General features: G+C 60.7%; 15 protein-coding genes. 12 read left to right on the top strand and 3 right to left on the bottom strand.

Going from position 1 to position 17,483, the window contains the following annotated elements; genetic code table 11:
- Positions 1 to 15 precede the first annotated feature (15 nt).
- The 4 genes from AC4CWH_RS22070 (at position 16) to AC4CWH_RS22055 (ending at position 4,538) form a co-directional block, all read left to right on the top strand.
- Complete coding sequence (locus AC4CWH_RS22070; protein WP_491286461.1) at positions 16 to 366, top strand: cupin domain-containing protein; 351 nt, start codon at positions 16 to 18, stop codon at positions 364 to 366.
- Positions 367 to 540: 174 nt separating this feature from the next.
- The gene (locus AC4CWH_RS22065) at positions 541 to 2,004 is read left to right on the top strand and encodes an aldehyde dehydrogenase family protein (RefSeq protein ID WP_491321500.1); all 1,464 of its coding nucleotides are present in this window, start codon (positions 541 to 543) and stop codon (positions 2,002 to 2,004) included.
- Positions 2,005 to 2,017: 13 nt separating this feature from the next.
- Positions 2,018 to 3,058 carry a tartrate dehydrogenase gene (locus AC4CWH_RS22060; protein ID WP_491321499.1) on the top strand — a complete coding sequence of 347 codons (1,041 nt, stop codon included), beginning with the start codon at positions 2,018 to 2,020 and terminating at the stop codon, positions 3,056 to 3,058.
- Between the two features lie 22 nt (positions 3,059 to 3,080).
- Positions 3,081 to 4,538: an NAD-dependent succinate-semialdehyde dehydrogenase gene (locus AC4CWH_RS22055; protein WP_491321498.1), complete on the top strand. Its 1,458-nt coding sequence runs from the start codon at positions 3,081 to 3,083 to the stop codon at positions 4,536 to 4,538.
- 85 nt (positions 4,539 to 4,623) lie between these two features.
- Here the strand turns inward: AC4CWH_RS22055 and AC4CWH_RS22050 are convergent, their stop codons facing one another.
- Both AC4CWH_RS22050 and AC4CWH_RS22045 read right to left on the bottom strand, forming a co-directional pair.
- Positions 4,624 to 5,898, bottom strand: coding sequence for an NAD(P)/FAD-dependent oxidoreductase (locus AC4CWH_RS22050; protein WP_491321497.1), 1,275 nt, complete (start codon positions 5,896 to 5,898; stop codon positions 4,624 to 4,626).
- Positions 5,899 to 5,912: 14 nt separating this feature from the next.
- A complete protein-coding gene (locus tag AC4CWH_RS22045; RefSeq protein ID WP_491321496.1) occupies positions 5,913 to 6,581 on the bottom strand; it encodes a haloacid dehalogenase type II in 669 nt (222 codons plus the stop codon).
- A gap of 328 nt (positions 6,582 to 6,909) precedes the next feature.
- Between AC4CWH_RS22045 and AC4CWH_RS22040 the strand changes: the two genes are divergently transcribed.
- The 7 genes from AC4CWH_RS22040 to AC4CWH_RS22010 all read left to right on the top strand — a co-directional run bounded on the left by AC4CWH_RS22040 (position 6,910) and on the right by AC4CWH_RS22010 (position 15,391).
- On the top strand, positions 6,910 to 7,749 hold the full coding sequence (locus AC4CWH_RS22040) for a GNAT family N-acetyltransferase (protein ID WP_491321495.1): 840 nt from the start codon (positions 6,910 to 6,912) through the stop codon (positions 7,747 to 7,749).
- 13 nt (positions 7,750 to 7,762) lie between these two features.
- Positions 7,763 to 9,139, top strand: a complete 1,377-nt coding sequence (locus AC4CWH_RS22035; protein ID WP_491321494.1) for an aspartate aminotransferase family protein — start codon at positions 7,763 to 7,765, stop codon at positions 9,137 to 9,139.
- Positions 9,140 to 9,388: 249 nt separating this feature from the next.
- On the top strand, positions 9,389 to 10,102 hold the full coding sequence (locus tag AC4CWH_RS22030; protein WP_491321493.1) for an HAD-IA family hydrolase: 714 nt from the start codon (positions 9,389 to 9,391) through the stop codon (positions 10,100 to 10,102).
- A gap of 80 nt (positions 10,103 to 10,182) precedes the next feature.
- Entirely contained in the window at positions 10,183 to 11,793 is a 1,611-nt protein-coding gene (locus AC4CWH_RS22025; RefSeq protein ID WP_491321492.1) for an ABC transporter substrate-binding protein, read from the top strand.
- 149 nt (positions 11,794 to 11,942) lie between these two features.
- Positions 11,943 to 12,893: an ABC transporter permease gene (locus AC4CWH_RS22020; protein ID WP_491321491.1), complete on the top strand. Its 951-nt coding sequence runs from the start codon at positions 11,943 to 11,945 to the stop codon at positions 12,891 to 12,893.
- A 2-nt stretch (positions 12,894 to 12,895) separates the two neighbouring features.
- Positions 12,896 to 13,738: an ABC transporter permease gene (locus tag AC4CWH_RS22015; protein WP_491286479.1), complete on the top strand. Its 843-nt coding sequence runs from the start codon at positions 12,896 to 12,898 to the stop codon at positions 13,736 to 13,738.
- Positions 13,739 to 15,391 (top strand): ABC transporter ATP-binding protein, encoded by a 1,653-nt coding sequence (locus tag AC4CWH_RS22010; protein ID WP_491321490.1) that lies wholly within the window; start codon positions 13,739 to 13,741, stop codon positions 15,389 to 15,391.
- Between the two features lie 52 nt (positions 15,392 to 15,443).
- On the opposite strand, the gene AC4CWH_RS22005 is transcribed toward AC4CWH_RS22010, so the two are convergent.
- Complete coding sequence (locus AC4CWH_RS22005; protein ID WP_491286483.1) at positions 15,444 to 15,920, bottom strand: Lrp/AsnC family transcriptional regulator; 477 nt, start codon at positions 15,918 to 15,920, stop codon at positions 15,444 to 15,446.
- Positions 15,921 to 16,155: 235 nt separating this feature from the next.
- Here AC4CWH_RS22005 and AC4CWH_RS22000 point away from each other — a divergent pair, with 235 nt between their 5' ends.
- Positions 16,156 to 17,481, top strand: a complete 1,326-nt coding sequence (locus AC4CWH_RS22000) for an NAD(P)/FAD-dependent oxidoreductase (RefSeq protein WP_491321489.1) — start codon at positions 16,156 to 16,158, stop codon at positions 17,479 to 17,481.
- The last annotated feature ends 2 nt before the right edge of the window (positions 17,482 to 17,483 follow it).

Below are 17,483 nucleotides of genomic sequence, written 5' to 3'. Positions count from 1 at the left end.
CCCGAAAGGAAAACCATGTCGCTTTTGAAAACCATCGACCCAACCCCGTCCTTTGCTCCGCGCGAAGCCGTGCCGGCCCCGGACCGGCTGATCTCCGGAAACCCCAGCTTCAAGACCTGGGCGCAGGACGCCGCTCGCAACGAGACCATTCGCACCGGTGTATGGGAAGCCACCCCGGGGCTCACCCACTCGATCAAGGGCGAGACCTTCGAGTTTTGCCATATCCTCTCCGGTCTGGTGGAAATCACGCCGGAAGGCGGCGAGCCAGTGACCTACAGGGCTGGCGACAGTTTCGTCATGAAGCCCGGCTTCGTTGGTACATGGCGGACGATTGAAACCGTCCGCAAGATTTACGTAACGGCTTGATGGCGTGGGGCAGCGGCGGTCATCCCGACACGCCGCTGCAACAACGGAGCGCCGAAGAATACGCTGCGCGGCGGCCGCAAAACAGGGTTTTCATCCGTCGCCCCTGCCGTGATCGGGGCAAGCTACTCCAGCCGATCCGTTAGCCTCGCAAGACAGCGATCCGAGGTACTTCCGATGACCCTGAGTTTCGATCCAGCCAGCCTGTCCCTTCCGATCGGGCATTTCATCGGAGATACCCTCATCCCGGCCGATGGCGTCATCCCGATGCACCGGCCCTCCGATGGCAAGTCCTATGCCGGTTGCCCGCGGGCAGACGCTGACATGGTCGACCATGCGGTCGAGACGGCCAAGGCCGCACTGAAGACAAGCAACTGGGGCGGCGTTCGCCCCCGCGAGCGGCTGAACGTGATGCATCGTTGGGCCGATATGATAGAGAAGGAAGCGGTGACGCTTGCCCGGCTCGAAGCGCTGTCCTCGACCCGGCCGGTCGGCCACCTGATCGAAGGCGATATTGCCATTTCCGCCGAGCAGATCCGCTTCTTTGCAGAATTTGCCGACAAGGAAAGCAGCGACCTCGTGCCGACCGATGACGGCAATCTCGGCATGACCATGACCGAGCCTTACGGAGTGGTCGGCGCCATAACGCCCTGGAACTTCCCGATTTCCATGGCCGCGTGGAAGCTCGGACCGGCGCTTGCTGCCGGCAATGCCGTGGTGTTGAAGCCCTCCGAGATGACGCCGTTTTCCGCCATCTATCTCGCCGACCTTGCCGTGCGCGCCGGCCTGCCGGCCGGGTTGATCAATGTTGTCCTGGGTGATGGCCAGGTGACCGGGAATGCCATCACCGGCCATCCCGACATCGCCAAGATCAGCTTCACCGGCTCGACGCGTGCAGGCTCGGCCATCATGGAAAACGTCGCCCGCACCGGCATCAAACCCATGACGCTGGAACTCGGCGGCAAGAGCCCGCAACTGGTGTTTGCCGATGCCGAGCTTGACAAGGCGGCGGCCGCAATTGCCACGAGCATCATCAGCAATGCCGGACAGGCCTGCGTTGCCGGATCACGCCTCATCGTCGAAGAGAGCGTCGCAGCGCCGCTTGTCGACGCAATCCTGCGCCACATGAATGCCGTTCATCCCCTGCCGACCTGGGATGAGGCAGCGCAATATTCGCCCATCATTTCAGACCCGCAGCGTCAGCGCATCCATTCGATTGTGTCGGCAGCCGTTGCCGCTGGTGGTGAATGTCTGACTGGCGGCGCGCCGTTGGATGCGCCCGGTTATTTCTATGCACCGACGCTGATTGCGGGCGTCGACGAAAAATCGCCGGCCGTGACGCAGGAGATCTTCGGCCCTGTGCTGACGCTCCAGACTTTTCGCGAGGAAGACGAAGCGCTGTCGCTGGCCGCGCATCCCACCTACGGACTTGCCGCCGGGCTTTTCACCCGCGACCTTTCCAGGGCGATCCGGCTCACCCGCAGCCTTCAGGCCGGAACCATCTGGGTCAACCGTTACGGCCGCTCGCGCGACCATATCCTGCCGACCGGCGGCTACAAGCAATCCGGCATCGGCAAGGATCTGGGCCGCGAAGCCTTCCTGGCCAACCGCAAAAGCAAAAGCGTCTTGATCAGACTTTGAGGACATGCCCACGATGAAAACCCACAGGATTGCCCTTATTCCAGGCGATGGCATCGGAAGCGATGTCACCGCTGCTGCCTGGTCCGTGCTGCAAAAGACTGCCGGCTCGGCCGGTTTTGTACTTGATGGCACCGAATTTCCTTGGTCCTGCGCCTTCTACAAGGAAACCGGCGCGATGATGCCGCAAGATGGTATCGAGACACTGCGCCGTTTCGATGCGATCCTGCTCGGCGCGGTTGGCTGGCCGCAGCAGGTGCCGGATGCGGTTTCGCTGCACGGCCTCCTGCTGCCGATCCGCAAGAGCTTCGTGCAATATGCCAATATCCGCCCCCATCGCCTGCTGCCGGGGGTTGAGGGGCCGCTGAGGGCCGACGCTTTCGACATCCTCTGCATCCGTGAAAACACCGAGGGCGAATATTCAGGCGCCGGCGGCCGCATCCATCAGGGCACAGCCGATGAAGTGGCGGTCGAAACCTCGATCTTCACCCGCACAGGCGTTGAACGTATCCTGCGTTTCGCCTTCGAACAGGCGCGCAACCGCCGCGGAACACTTGCCTCCGTCACCAAGTCGAACGCGCAGAAATACTCGATGGTTTTCTGGGACGATGTCACCCATCAGCTCGCAGCCGAGTATCCGGATATCGAAGTGACGAGCTACCACATAGACGCAATGGCCGCGCGCATGGTCATGGCGCCGGAAAGCCTCGACGTCGTCGTTGCCTCCAATCTCTTCGGCGACATCCTCACCGACCTTGGCGCCGCCATCCAGGGCGGGTTGGGCTTTGCCGCATCCGCCAACATCAATCCGGACAGAAGCGCACCGTCAATGTTCGAGCCGGTGCATGGGTCTGCGCCCGACATCGCCCATCTCGGCATTGCCAACCCGATCGCCACCATCTGGTCTGGAGCGATGATGCTCGACCACCTGGGCGAAACCGACGCGGCCGCTGCCATCATGGCGGCCATCGAACGCACCACGGCGCGCGGCATCGGCACCATTCCAGGCAAGGACCGGACAGAAGCGATTACCGCCGCCATTCTCGCGGCACTTTGATCCATTGGGACAGGACAAAACGATGCAGACCTTGAAAGAACCCGGGCTTTTTCGGCAACACGCCTTGATCGGCGGCCAGTGGATGCCGGCGGCGTCAGGCAACACGATCGACGTGATCGATCCGGCCACCCAATCCGCGGTCGGCACCGTGCCGGACATGGGCACGGCCGAGACGCGCGCGGCCATCGACGCAGCCTCTGCCGCCTATGCCCCCTGGAAGAAGAAAACCCATGCCGAACGGGCCGCCTTGCTGGAAGCCTGGCATGGGCTGATGCTTGAGCACATCGATGACCTTGCGCTGATCCTGACGACAGAACAGGGCAAGCCATTGGACGAGGCCCGCGGTGAAATCCGCTACGGCGCCTCCTTCGTCAAATGGTTCGCCGAGGAAGCCCGGCGCATCGAGGGCCACACCATCCCCTCGCCCACCCCGGACCGGCGAATCGTCGTCCTGAAGGAGCCGGTCGGCGTTTGCGGCATCATCACGCCCTGGAACTTCCCCAATGCGATGATCACCCGCAAGATCGCCCCTGCGCTTGCCGCCGGCTGCACCGTAGTGATCAAGCCTTCCGAATTCACGCCCTTTTCAGCGCTGGCACTTGGTTGGCTCGCCGAAAAGGCCGGCATACCTCACGGCGTCATCAATATCGTCACCGGCATGCCCACAGACATCGGCACCGAAATCATGGCGAACGACATGGTGCGAAAAATCTCGTTTACCGGCTCAACCCGTGTCGGTTCGCTGCTGATGCGCGGCGCAGCCGACAGCGTGAAGCGGCTTTCGCTCGAACTTGGCGGCAATGCGCCCTTCATCGTCTTTGATGACGCCGACCTCGATCTGGCGGTTGAAGGTGCCATCGTCTCCAAATTCCGCAATGGCGGACAGACCTGCGTCTGCGCCAACCGTATTCTCGTGCAGGCCAGCGTCTATGAGGCCTTTGCCGAAAAACTCAGCAGCCGCGTCAACGCCATGAAGGTCGGACCCGGCACCGAAGCGGGTGTTTCCATTGGACCGATGATCAACGAAGCCGCCATCGCCAAGATCAACCGCCATGTCGAAGACGCGCTCGCCAAGGGCGCGACGATTGTGACCAGCCGCACCGACATGCCGGCCGGCGAACACTATGCCGCGCCCATGGTCCTGACAGGTGCCACAACGGACATGCTGCTTGCCAGTGAGGAGACCTTTGGCCCGGTGGCGCCGCTTTTCCGCTTCGAAACCGAGGAAGAGGCGCTGACAATCGCCAATGGCACGCCCTACGGCCTTGCCGCCTATTTCTACACGGAAAGCCTGAAGCGCGCCTGGCGTGTCGGCGAAGCGCTGGAATTCGGCATGATCGGCCTCAACACCGGCGCCATCTCCACCGAAGTCGCCCCCTTTGGCGGCGTCAAACAGTCAGGCCTCGGCCGTGAAGGTGCAAGGGCCGGCATCGAGGAATACCTGGAAATGAAATCCTTGCACATCGGCGGGCTCGCCTGAGCCTTTTATAATCTTCATGAAAGCAAAGGGGAAGTTGCCGATGCAACTCCTCCTTTTGCGTGCCAGCCCCAGACCATACTTGGCGTTACTGGAACCGGTCGAGCGCCTTGTAATAGAGCCCCACCAGCGGCAGGAACCAGGGTGTGCCGAAATGGCCGGGAACCGCCGGCCAGTCGAGGCCCTTCAGCGGATTGCGATCCGGCCGTCCGAGCATGGCATCGGCCATGGTCATGCCGAGATGGGTGGACAGCTGTGCGCCATGGCCTGAATAACCCATCGCAAACCACACCCCATCGTGATAACCCGCCCGCGGAAACCGGTCGCTGGTCATGTCGACCAACCCGCCCCAGCAATAGTCGATCTCGACCTTGGCCAGTTGCGGAAAGAGCCGGACGAGGCTGTCGCGCAGGATCGCGCCGCCCTTGGCATCGGATCGCTGGTCGGACGTGGCGGAGAAACGCGCCCTGCCGCCAAAGATCAGCCGGTTATCCGGCGCAAGGCGCCAGTAATTGCCGATATTCATCGAGTTCACGCAGGTGCGGTTGCCCGGCATGGTCGCTGCGACTTCGGCATCCGTCAACGGCCGTGTGGCGATGATAAAGCTGCCGACCGGGATGATGCGGCGGCGGAAGTAGCGGAAACTCGGGCGGGTATAGGCGCCGGTGGCGATCAGAACCTGATCCGCCGTCACAATTCCCCTTGCCGTCTTCAGAACATGCCGGCCGCCCGGCTGGGTATGCTCCGTGACCGCCGCCTTCTCGGCAATGACCGCACCGCTGCGGCGTGCCGCCCCGGCCAGGCCGACAACATAACGGCCCATATGCATCATCGCGCTCTTCTTCGACAACATCGCGCCATGGAAAGGCGAGCCAACCTCATTCTTGAGGTCTGCGGACGAAAGCAGTGCCGTATCGGGGTCCACTTCGGCATGAACAGCCTCGAAATTCTTCGCGATGCTGTCGAAATGCTGCGGCTTGGAGGCAAGCTTCAGTTTGCCTGCCCGGCGGAAATTGCAGTCGATACCCTCCTCGGCAATGATGACCTCCAGCGTATCGATGGAAGCATCCAGCGCCTGGTAGAGCGCAATGGCGCGCTCCTTGCCGATCTCCGCCTTTGCCGCAAGATAGCTGTGCGCCAGGCCATTGTTGAGATGGCCGCCATTGCGACCGGAGGCGCCGTAACCGACGGTTTCCGCCTCCAGCACGATCACCTTGGTCCCGGCCCTGGCAAGCTGCCGTGCCGCGCCAAGCCCGGTGAAGCCGCCGCCGATCACCGCGACGTCGTAGTGACCTTCGATAGGCCCTTCGACAGCGCCATCGAAGGCGGATGCCGTATCGTGCCAGTAGGAGAGGTATTTCATGGTTTTGTCTTTCCTCAGAGCCCGACGACACCAGGCAGACCAGAGATGTCAGCGATCTCGACATAGCCGTAGTAGGGATTGGCTGGTTCATGTCCGCGGTTGACCCAGACCTTGTTCTTGATCCCGAGATCATGGGCGGACATCAGGTCGTAACGGAAGGAAGAGGAGCAATGCAGGATATCGTCTGGACCGCAGCCGAGCATGTCGAACATATATTCAAAAGCCTGAAAGCGCGGCTTGTAGGCATTTGCCTGCTCGGCCGTGTAGACGGCATAAAAGGGTGCGCCGAGCTTTTCGACATTCGACATGATCTGCGCATTCATCGCATTGGAGAGAATGACCAGCGGGATTTCCTTGGCGACCTTGGCAAGACCCGCCGGCACATCCGCATGCGGCCCCCAGCCTGGTACCCGCTCATAAACGAACCGGGCGTCCTCGTCCCTGAAGGCGACACCATTGCGCTTGCAGGCCCGCTCCAGCGCATTGTGAACCACGTCCGCATAGGGCTTCCAGTCGCCCATAATCTCGTCCAGACGGTAGGCGGCAAAATTCTTGATGAATTCCAGCATTTTCGGCTCATCAAGACGGTTTCCATAGAGGTCGCGCGCTGCTTCCGCCATCTGGAAATTGATCAGGGTGCCGTGGCAGTCGAAGGTGATGTATTTCGGGCGGAAGGTTGTCATGCGCGTCGTCCTCGATAGGGCGGGGCCTTGGAGCCGGTTTGCTGATGACTGGATCATAGGTCGTCTTCCGGCGACCGCGTCGACTGAATCGCGGGATTTGAAAGCAGAAAGTTCCGTATCTGTCGGCCGGAATGGCATTTGGTTGGGCACGGAGCACCCAATCGGGTTTGGAAATTCCTTTCGAGCGGCGCTTATGCGCGGCTCACAGCATAAGATGCGGCGACCACCTGCTCCTACGGCTGAAGATATCGCTGCCGGTGCTGCCTTCAGACAATCCACCGGCCCGTTGAACGCAACACTTGTGTTCAGGAAATGAAGGTACGACCCCATGCAGATTATCGACATCGCCATTGCGCCCATCGGCGTGGAGCATCTTGAGGATGCCGTCCGGCTGTCGCGACAGGCCGGCTGGCCGCATCGGCCGCAAGACTGGCAACTGGCCTTGGCACTGAGCGATGGATTCGTCGCGATCACGGGCTCCGGCGATGTCGTTGGCACAATCCTGCTCACGTCCTACGGTCGTGACTGTGCAACGATCAACATGGTGATCGTCGATGAGGACATGCGCGGACGCGGCCTTGGGCGACGGCTCATGGAAGCGGCAATGGCGCTTGCCGGTGACCGGCCGTTGCGCCTTGTCGCCACGGCTGATGGACTGCCGCTTTATGAACGGTTGGGGTTTCGGGAAACCGGCACCATCGTCCAGCATCAGGGCACTGCCCTTGCCATCGCTGCGCCTCAAAACATTCAGGTTGCAAATGCCGGAGACCTTTCGAGCATTATCGACCTCGACAGGCAGGCCTACGGCGCCGACCGCACCTCGCTCATTCGCAAACTGGCAGATGTCGGCCAATATGCCGTGATCCGCCGCGAAAGCCAGATTTCGGCATTTGCCGCCGTTCGCAGCTTCGGTCGGGGCGACGTGATCGGCCCTGTGGTCGCTGCAAATCTCGATGACGCCAAGTCCCTTGTCTCCCATTTCATCAGCAGCCGGACAGGCGCTTTCCTGCGCGTCGATACCGGCGTTGAAACCGGCCTTGCCCCCTGGCTTACCGATCTGGGCCTTGCCCCTGTCGGCGGCGGCATTGCCATGGCCCGGCCTGCGATCGCTCGACCCGCCACGTCGGCGGTCACCACATTTGCCCTTGCCAATCAAGCACTCGGCTGACCCGGAGATGACAATGTTGAACAATTCCCTCATCGAGCTTGACCGCGCTCACCTCATCCATCCGGTCGCCTCCTACCGGGGACATGAACAGCAAGGTGTGCGTGTCCTGACCTGCGCCAAGGGTGCGACGGTGACCGATGCATCCGGTCAGCAACTCGTCGACGGCTTCGCCGGCCTGTGGTGTGTGAACGCTGGCTATGGGCATGAATCGATCGTCGAGGCGGCAGCGCGCCAGATGCGGGAACTGCCTTATGCGACGGCTTATTTCGGCCTCGGCAGCGAACCGGCGATCCGTCTTGCTTCAGAACTTGCCGACCGCGCGCCCGGCGACCTCAACCATATCTACTTTACCCTTGGCGGCTCGGACGCCATCGACAGCACGATCCGATTCATCCGCTATTACTGGATTGCCAAGCACCAACCCCAACGCGACCAGTTTATTTCCATCGAACAGGGATATCACGGCTCCTCCACGGTCGGCGCGGGATTGACGGCCCTTCCGAATTTTCATGCCGGGTTCGGTATTCCGTTCGATTGGCAGCATAAAATTCCTTCCCCCTATCCCTATCGCAATCCCGCGGGCGAGGATGCACAGACGATTATCGAGGCGTCGCTTGCAGCCCTGCGCGCCAAGGTCGAGGCCATCGGCCCGGACCGGGTCGCAGCGTTTTATGCCGAGCCGATCCAGGGGTCTGGCGGCGTCATCGTTCCCCCGAAGGGATGGCTCAAGGCCATGCGGGACCTCTGCCGCGAACTCGATATTCTCTTCGTCGCCGACGAAGTGATCACCGGTTTTGGCCGTACTGGTCCGCTGTTTGCCTGCTCGGAAGATGAAATCGTTCCCGATTTCATGACGACGGCCAAGGGCCTGACCTCCGGTTATGTGCCAATGGGTGCCGTGTTCATGGCCGACCATGTCTATCAGGTGATTGCGGATGGCGCCGGCGCATCGGCAGTCGGCCACGGCTATACGTATTCGGCACATCCCGTGAGCGCCGCCGTTGGCCTGGAAGTGCTCCGGCTTTACGAAAACGGCCTGCTGGAAAATGGCGTAAAGGCCGGTGCGCGGCTGATGGCCGGTCTTGAGGCACTGCGCGATCACCCTCTGGTTGGCGACGTGCGCGGCCGGGGCTTGCTGGCAGCCATCGAACTGGTTTGCGACAAGAAGACGAAGGCGCCCCTGCCGGTCGAAGCCCAGCCGGCACGGCGCATCTTCGACCGGGCCTGGAACAACGGGCTTATCATCCGTGCTTTCGCCAATGGCGTGCTGGGTTATGCCCCGCCGCTGTGCTGCACCGATGATGATATCGACGCCATTCTCGAGCGGACCGTCGAGACCCTCGACCAGACGCTTGAGGATCCGGATGTCCGCCGGGCGTTGAAGGACTGATGGGGGCTTGGCAGTTTGTCCCGAAATATCGCGGCGCCCTGCATTTTAGAATTTTGTGCCGTGCCGTGGCCTCGATTCGGCGCAAACAATACGGCCGACGTGGCAAGCTCTCAGCAATACAAAGGCCCAGCCCCCTTGATTTCAGGGCCTTGAGACAAGCCCGGCAACGTTCGGGACCGGGAACAGCATAATCTTTCGTCGTGCATGCCGAGATGGCGCATTCAAGCGTCCGAAACTGGGGATCTGAACTTGAGCAAGTCGCTGCCAGAATTCAAATACATGAGTTTCGACGTCGTCGGAACGCTGATCGATTTCGAAGGCGGGCTGACCTCCTGCCTCAATGAGATGGCGGCGGAAGCGGGCGTGACGATTGACGACGAAGAAGCACTGAGCCTCTACCGGGCTGCCCGTTATGCCGAAGATGCCGATCTGTTTCCGGACGATCTGGTGCGCGTTTACCTGGCCATCGCACCGAAGCTCGGCCTGCCGGCTGATACGGCCCATGGCGAGCGTCTGCGCGATTCCGCAAAAAAGTGGAAAGCCTTTCCAGACAGTGCCGAGGCCATGGCGCGGCTTGCCCGCGACTACCGGCTGATCGCCATGACCAATGCCCGCCGCTGGGCGTTTGATCACTTTTCGGCAGAACTCGGCAATCCCTTCCATGCCGCGTTCACCGCCGACGATACCGGCACCGAAAAGCCCGATCCGGCCTTCTTTCATCACGTCTTCGATTTCGTTTCCGGTGAAGGGGCCAGCAAGGACGATATCCTGCACGTCGCCCAGAGCCAGTACCACGACATCGGCGTCTCGCGTGACCTCGGCATGACCAATTGCTGGATCGAACGGCGCCACGCCCAAAAGGGGTATGGCGGAACGATCGAACCGGCGCAGTTCACCAAGCCGGACTACCACTTCACCTCAATGGCCGGCCTTGCCGATGCCGCGACTGCCGCACGGAGCTGACCGACCATTATCACAAAGACGAGCCAAGCCTGCGTCAAGACAGGCGGCGCGATAACCAGACCACAAAAAAGGGGAATGACATGACCGATAGAACTCTCAATTGGACCCCATCCGACGACGCGATGGTTGAAAATGCCATTCGCCGCGGCGCCACGCGCCGCGAGCTTCTCCACATGCTGCTGGCCGGCGGCGTGGCGCTGTCTGCCGGCGGCGCTATCCTCGGACGTGCCACCGGTGCGCTCGCCGCCACGCCGACATCGGGTGGCCACCTCAAGGCTGCGGGCTGGTCGGCATCGACGGCCGACACGCTCGATCCGGCAAAGGCGTCTCTTTCGACCGACTACGTACGCTGCTGCGCACTCTACAATCGCCTGACTTTCCTCGATAAAGGCGGCGTGACCCAGATGGAGCTGGCCGAAAGCGTCGAAAGCAAGGATGCCAAGGTCTGGACGGTCAAGCTGCGCTCGGGCGTCACCTTCCATGACGGCAAGACATTGTCGTCGCAAGACGTCGTGTTCTCGCTGATGAGACACCTGAACCCCGACGTCGGCTCCAAGGTCAACTCGATTGCCAAGCAGATCACCAGCGTCAAGGCTGTCGACCCGCTGACGGTGGAAATCACCTTGGCCAACCCCAATGCCGACCTGCCGACCATCCTGGCGATGCACCATTTCATGATCGTTCAGGACGGTACGACGGACTTTTCCAAGGGCATCGGCACCGGTGCCTTCAAGCTTGAGAGCTTCCAGCCGGGCGTCAAGTCCGTTGCGGTCAAGAACCCCAACTACTTCAAATCCCAAGGCCCATATCTCGAGTCATTTGAATATTTCGCCATCAGCGATGACAATGCCCGAGTCAATGCGCTCCTTTCGGGAGACATTCATCTGGCAGCGTCCATCAAGCCGCGTTCGATGAAGCTGGTGGAAAGCCAGCCCGGTTTTGCGCTGTCGCAGACCACGTCCGGCAACTATACCAACCTCAACATGCGTCTCGACATGGAGCCGGGCAACAAGGCCGATTTCGTGGCCGGCATGAAGAACCTGGTCAATCGCGAGCAGATCCAGAAATCGGTCATGCGCGGCCTTGCTGAACTTGCCAATGACCAGCCGATATCGCCAGCAAGCATATACTACAATGCCGACCTGAAACCGAAGGCCTACGATCCGGAAAAGGCAAAGTTCCATTTCCAGAAGGCTGGACTGATCGGCCAGTCGATCCCGGTCGTCGCGTCCGATGCGGCAACCGCTTCTGTCGACATGGCCACACTGGTTCAACAGGCGGGCGCTGACATAGGCATGAAACTTGACGTGCAGCGCGTGCCATCCGACGGCTATTGGTCGAACTACTGGCTGAAGGCGCCCGTGCATTTCGGCAATATCAACCCCCGCCCGACGCCGGATATCCTGTTTTCGCTGCTCTATTCGTCCGATGCGCCATGGAACGAGAGCCAGTTCAAGTCGACGAAATTCGACGCAATGCTGGTAGAGGCGCGCGGCCTTCTCGACCAGGCAAAGCGTAAGGCGATCTATGACGAAATGCAGGTGATGATTTCCGAGCAAGCCGGCACTGTGATCCCCGTCTTCCTGTCCAACGTCGACGCGCTTTCGGCAAAGGTAAAAGGCCTGGAAGCCAACCCGCTGGGTGGCCAGATGGGTTATGCCTTTGCCGAATATGTCTGGCTGGACGCCTGACACGCAACGGGATGGCAAGGTGCCCCAAGGCGCCTTGCCTCCTTCGTCCATAGCGGATCGGCATTTGGCCGACAAATCACCATCCGCCGGACTTTCGCGCCGCGGCATTGTCCGCCATGTTAAAACTCTATCCAGCAGGGGGCCCATTCTTGAGCACGTATGTCCTCAACCTCATTACGGTTCGACTGCTGATCGCTGCCCTGACACTGCTGATCGTGTCATTTGCAGTCTTCTTTGCCACAGCCATGTTGCCGGGCGATACGGCAACCATTCTGCTCGGCCAAGCAGCAACACCCGAAGCCGTTGCCGGGCTGCGCAGTGCCATGCACCTTGATGACCCCGCCTACCTGCGCTTCCTGCGCTGGCTTTTCGGGTTGTTCCGTGGTGATCTCGGCACTTCCTACGTCAACAATGTCGCAGTTGCCGACCTGATTGGCGGCCGTTTTGTCAACACGATGAGGCTTGCCGGCATCACCGCCTTGTTCTCCGTACCGCTGGCGCTGACGCTTGGCATCACGGCGGCGATGTTTCGCGGTTCGCTTTATGACCGCGCTGTCACGATCCTGACGATCGGTATCATCTCGATCCCGGAATTCATGGTTGCCACCTCGGCGGTGCTGGTGTTCTCGGTCTATCTGAAATGGCTACCGGCGCTCTCTTTCGCCAATGATGTGACGTCGGTCGGCCAAATGCTGAAAGTCTTCGCCATGCCGGTGATCAGCCTGACATTCGTTGTCGCGGCACAGATGATCCGCATGACCCGCGCTGCCGTCATCGATACAATCAATACGCCTTATGTGGAAACTGCGCTTCTGAAGGGCGCCTCCCGTCCCCGTATGGTGCTGCGTCACGCCTTGCCAAATGCCGTTGGGCCGATCGTGAATGCCGTTGCTCTTTCGCTGTCTTATCTTGTTGGCGGCGTGATCATCGTTGAGACCATCTTCAATTATCCAGGCATTGCCAAGCTGATGGTCGACGGAGTGGCCACCCGTGACCTGCCGCTCATCCAGACCTGCGCGATGATTTTCTGTGTCGGCTATCTTAGCCTGATCACGCTTGCAGACATCATTGCCATCCTGGCCAACCCGAGGCTGCGTTGATCATGACCCCATCCGTCACCCTTGCACAAAAGTTCGGTTACCGGTTCAGCTGGGTCGGCATGATCGGCCTGTCGATCATGCTTTTCTGGGGGATCATGGCGCTGATTGCGCCACATATCATTCCCCACCCGGTTGGCGAAATCGTTGACGAGGACTATTTCGGTGCCATCAGCAGCAGGTTCTGGCTGGGTTCGGACTATCTGGGCCGTGACATGCTGTCCCGGATCCTCATGGGCGCCCGTTATACCGTCGGCATATCGCTTGCCGCCGTCTCGATCGCCTGCTTTTCAGGCGTCGTGCTGGGCATGACTGCGGCCGTGGTGGGCGGATGGTTCGATGCGGCAGTGAGCCGGTTTCTCGATGCCCTGAACTCCATCCCAGGCAAGCTGTCAGGCCTGGTTGTTGTTGCAGCGGTCGGCTCATCCATTACCGTTTTGATCGTCACGCTTGCCGTCATCTACACGCCCGGCGCCTATCGATTTGCCCGTGCGCTCGCCGTCAACATCAACACCATGGACTATATCACCGTCGCGCGCACCCGCGGCGAAGGGCTGGTCTACATCATCGGCTCGGAAATCCTGCCGAACATCATCGGGCCCGTGCTTGCGGATCTCGGTCTTCGCTTCGTCTTCATCGTGCTGCTGCTGTCCGGACTGTCCTTTCTCGGTCTCGGCGTACAACCGCCTTATGCAGACTGGGGCGCGCTTGTGCATGAAAATGTCGGCGGCCTGCCATTCGGCGCCCCTGCCGTCATAGTTCCCTCTCTGGCAATCGCCAGCCTGACCATCAGCGTGAACCTCCTGATCGACAACCTGCCGCAAAAAATCCGCGACCGGAGCGCCTGAATGGAAAATCTCGTCGAAATCCGTGATCTGAAAGTCGAGGCCACCACCGATTCCGGCCGTCGCGTCGACATTATCAACGGCGTAAGCCTGGATATCGCGCCCGGGGAAATCGTTGCGCTGATTGGCGAAAGCGGATCGGGCAAGACCACCATCGCCTTGACGCTCATGGGCTATACCCGCTCGGGTTGCCGCATTTGCGGCGGCCAGGTCCGGATCGCCGGCAAGGACATGGTGACGCTGAGCGAACGTGAACGCGCCGGCATCCGGGGCACGCAGGTCGCCTATGTGCCGCAGTCGGCAGCCGCGGCGTTCAATCCCGCCAAACGCATCATCGACCAGGTGATCGAAGTCACCCGCATCCATCACCTGATGCCGGTCGATGAAGCGCGACACAAAGCCATCGACCTGTTTCGCGCGCTCTCGCTGCCCAATCCAGAAACGATCGGCAGCCGCTACCCCCACCAGGTGTCCGGTGGCCAGCTCCAGCGCCTATCGGCCGCGATGGCGCTCATCGGCGACCCGAAGCTTGTCATCTTCGACGAGCCGACAACCGCCCTCGATGTCACCACCCAGATCGAGGTGCTGCGGGCCTTCAAGTCGGTGATGAAGGCGGGCGGCATTTCGGGTGTTTACGTGTCGCACGATCTTGCCGTCGTCGCGCAGATTGCCGACCGCATCGTCGTCCTGCGCAATGGTAAAGTGCAGGAAGCCGGCACAACGGCTGATATTTTGTCGCGCGCCCAGCATCCCTATACGCGCGAACTGTTGGCGGCCTTCGAACCCAAGCCGCGTGACCATGAGATTGGGGTGGAAGACCGAAAAGTCCTTCTCGAGGTCAGTGATCTCGTTTCGGGCTACGGCCCGATCCAGCCGGACGGACTACCGCTCGTTCAGGCCGTAAAGGACGTCAGCCTGACAGTCAAAAAGGGCCGCAATCTCGGTATCATCGGGGAATCCGGTTGCGGGAAATCAACGCTTGCCCGCACGATTGCCGGGATCCTGCCTGCGTATTCCGGCAATCTCCTTTTCGACAACCGAGAGCTTGCAGGCACTGTACGGCAACGCAGTCGCGATCAATTGCGCGAAATGCAGATCGTTTTCCAATATGCCGACACGGCGCTTAATCCGGAAAAGTCGATTGAAGAGATCCTCGGCCGGCCGCTGCAATTTTACCACGGCCTCAAGGGCAAACAGAAAGACGCCCGCATCGACCAGTTGCTCGATATGGTGCATCTGCCGAAATCGCTTCGCCACCGGCGGCCACAAGAGCTTTCAGGTGGTCAGAAACAACGCGTCAACTTTGCGCGCGCGCTTGCCGCCGAACCGAAGCTGATCATTTGCGACGAAATCACGTCAGCTCTCGACACGGTGGTAGCTGCAGCCATCATCAGTCTTCTGAAGGAGCTGCAGCGCGAGCTTTCGCTGTCCTATATCTTCATCAGCCACGATCTGTCGGTGGTCGAAGCAATCTGCGACGAGATCGTCGTGATGTATGGAGGCCGAAAGGTCGAGGAGATCACACCGGCACAGCTCAAGGCACCGCAGCATCCCTATTCGAAACTGCTGTTTTCTTCGGTTCCGAAACTCGATCCGGCCTGGCTGGATGCGCTCGAACTTGATCCGGAGCTGGTCAGGACATATGGCCACACCTGACATGGGCAGCCATTTGCGGCCGTCTGCACTCTGTAGATCGAGCCGAAAGACCCTATAGCGGGAACAGGCTGGTCAAGGGCATATGCGCCTTGACGATCGGCGACTTCAGCACGACGAAGCTAAAGTATTTGTCGATACCGATATCCATGTCGGTCAGCCGTTCCATGATCCCCTGATATTCGCCGATGCCGGCGGTGACGAACTTGATGAGATAGTCGTATCCGCCCGACACGAGATGGCATTCGATCACCTGATCGATCTTCTCCACAACGGAGAGGAACCGCGCAAAATCGATCTGGCGGTGGTTCTTCAGGGTGATTTCGGTAAAGACCGTCAGCGTCTGACCGAGCTTGCCAATATTGATCTGCGCGGAATAGCCGACGATATAACCTTCCTGCTGAAGCTTCTTGACGCGCATCAGGCATGGACTGGGCGACAGGTTGACCAGGTCGGCAAGCTCGACATTGGTGATGCGGCCATTTTTCTGCAGCTCATAGAGAATCTTGATGTCGATCCTGTCGAGTTTCATCTACGCTCGTCTCCGATAGGCGCCGAAAAGGCTGCGGAATTATATGCTGCAGAAATTCTCGAACGAGCTTAACACTATGGGCAAGCTTGTCGATTCCATTCTGCCCAGAGGCTTGCCGCACGATCATCGGCATTGATGCGCCGCTACGGAATCTTCTGCTGCGCAACGGGAACATGCGGCATCCTTGGAAGGGACGAGACAGTATGCTTGTGGCGCGACAAGGAGACCGACAGCCATGCCAGCGCCGCTTATGCTTGTGGAAAGCCCAGATGAACTGCCCCGCTCGGCCGATGCCGTCATCATCGGAGCCGGCATTGTCGGCGTCTTTACCGCCTATTATCTCGCAAGAAGAGGGATGAAGGTCGTCCTGCTGGAAAAGGGCCGTGTCGGCGCCGAACAGTCGAGCCGCAATTGGGGCTGGTGCCGCCAGCAGAACCGCGATGCGCGCGAACTGCCCCTGGCAACGAAAAGCCTCGACCTGTGGGAACAATTCGGCCAGGACAGCGGGGAAGACACCGGATTTCGCCGCTGCGGGCTCCTTTATCTGAGCAATAATGAGGAAGAACTGGCCGGTTGGTCGAAGTGGCGGGACTTCGCCCGCACCGTCGGCGTCACCACCCATATGTTGGACAGCGTCTCTGCCACGGAACGAGGGATGGCGACCGGGCGCGCCTGGCAAGGCGGCGTATTTTCGCCAAGTGACGGCACAGCCGATCCGTCGCGCGCCGCACCGGCCGTCGCGCGCGCCATCATCAAGCTCGGCGGAACGGTGCTTCAAAACTGCGCAGCCCGCGGCATCGAGACCCAAGGCGGCCGGCTTTCAGCCGTTGTCACCGAGCATGGTACGATCCGCACCGGAACCGCAATCCTCTCCGGCGGTGCCTGGGCGTCCTCCTTCTGCCGCCAACTCGGCATCCGGTTTCCCCAGGCGTCTATCCGGTCGTCGATTCTCTCTGTGGCTGCGGGTGACGCAGCACTTCCCGATGCGCTCCATACCGCCGACGTTTCGGTGACCCGTCGGGGCGACGGTGGACATACGCTTGCCATCAGCGGCCGTGGCCGGGTGGACCTGACGCCGCAACAGATCCGCTTTGCACCACAATTCCTGCCGATGTTCCTGCGCCGCTGGCGTTCCCTCTCGCCGGGCGGCCTTGAGGGCATGCGCAGCGGCCATGAGAGCCGTTCGCGCTGGCGGCTCGACCGTCCGACCCCGATGGAACACATGCGGATCCTCGATCCGGCCGTCGATCACGGCACGATCCGGCTGACCTATGAGCGCGCCACAGACCTGCTGCCGGCCCTGAAGGGGCGCCGCATCGCCGCAAGCTGGGCCGGTTATATCGATTCCACCCCTGACGGTGTGCCCGCTATCGGGGAGACACCCACCGTTCCCGGCTTCATCCTGGCCGCCGGGTTCAGTGGCCACGGTTTTGGCATTGGCCCCGGTGCTGGCCATCTGATCGCCGATATCGTCACGGGAGCGGACCCGCTGGTCGATCCGCGCCCGTATCATCCCAACCGCTTCTCACAATCCGCATGGGGCAAAGTGGCAGAGTTTTGATT

This window comes from Neorhizobium sp. PAMB6716 (genome assembly GCF_058242805.1).
Note: the sequence above shows the minus strand (reverse complement) of the source record. Positions and strands in the feature narration are given on the sequence as shown.

Excerpts from the sequence above, each read along its gene's own strand:
- AC4CWH_RS22025 (WP_491321492.1), top strand. The coding sequence starts at position 10,183 with ATGACCGATAGAACTCTCAATTGGACCCCATCCGACGACGCGATGGTT.
- AC4CWH_RS22045 (WP_491321496.1), bottom strand. The coding sequence starts at position 6,581 with ATGACAACCTTCCGCCCGAAATACATCACCTTCGACTGCCACGGCACC.
- AC4CWH_RS22055 (WP_491321498.1), top strand. The coding sequence starts at position 3,081 with ATGCAGACCTTGAAAGAACCCGGGCTTTTTCGGCAACACGCCTTGATC.
- AC4CWH_RS22000 (WP_491321489.1), top strand. The coding sequence starts at position 16,156 with ATGCCAGCGCCGCTTATGCTTGTGGAAAGCCCAGATGAACTGCCCCGC.
- AC4CWH_RS22065 (WP_491321500.1), top strand. The coding sequence starts at position 541 with ATGACCCTGAGTTTCGATCCAGCCAGCCTGTCCCTTCCGATCGGGCAT.
- AC4CWH_RS22010 (WP_491321490.1), top strand. The coding sequence starts at position 13,739 with ATGGAAAATCTCGTCGAAATCCGTGATCTGAAAGTCGAGGCCACCACC.
- AC4CWH_RS22060 (WP_491321499.1), top strand. The coding sequence starts at position 2,018 with ATGAAAACCCACAGGATTGCCCTTATTCCAGGCGATGGCATCGGAAGC.
- AC4CWH_RS22040 (WP_491321495.1), top strand. The coding sequence starts at position 6,910 with ATGCAGATTATCGACATCGCCATTGCGCCCATCGGCGTGGAGCATCTT.
- AC4CWH_RS22015 (WP_491286479.1), top strand. The coding sequence starts at position 12,896 with ATGACCCCATCCGTCACCCTTGCACAAAAGTTCGGTTACCGGTTCAGC.
- AC4CWH_RS22005 (WP_491286483.1), bottom strand. The coding sequence starts at position 15,920 with ATGAAACTCGACAGGATCGACATCAAGATTCTCTATGAGCTGCAGAAA.
- AC4CWH_RS22070 (WP_491286461.1), top strand. The coding sequence starts at position 16 with ATGTCGCTTTTGAAAACCATCGACCCAACCCCGTCCTTTGCTCCGCGC.
- AC4CWH_RS22035 (WP_491321494.1), top strand. The coding sequence starts at position 7,763 with ATGTTGAACAATTCCCTCATCGAGCTTGACCGCGCTCACCTCATCCAT.
- AC4CWH_RS22050 (WP_491321497.1), bottom strand. The coding sequence starts at position 5,898 with ATGAAATACCTCTCCTACTGGCACGATACGGCATCCGCCTTCGATGGC.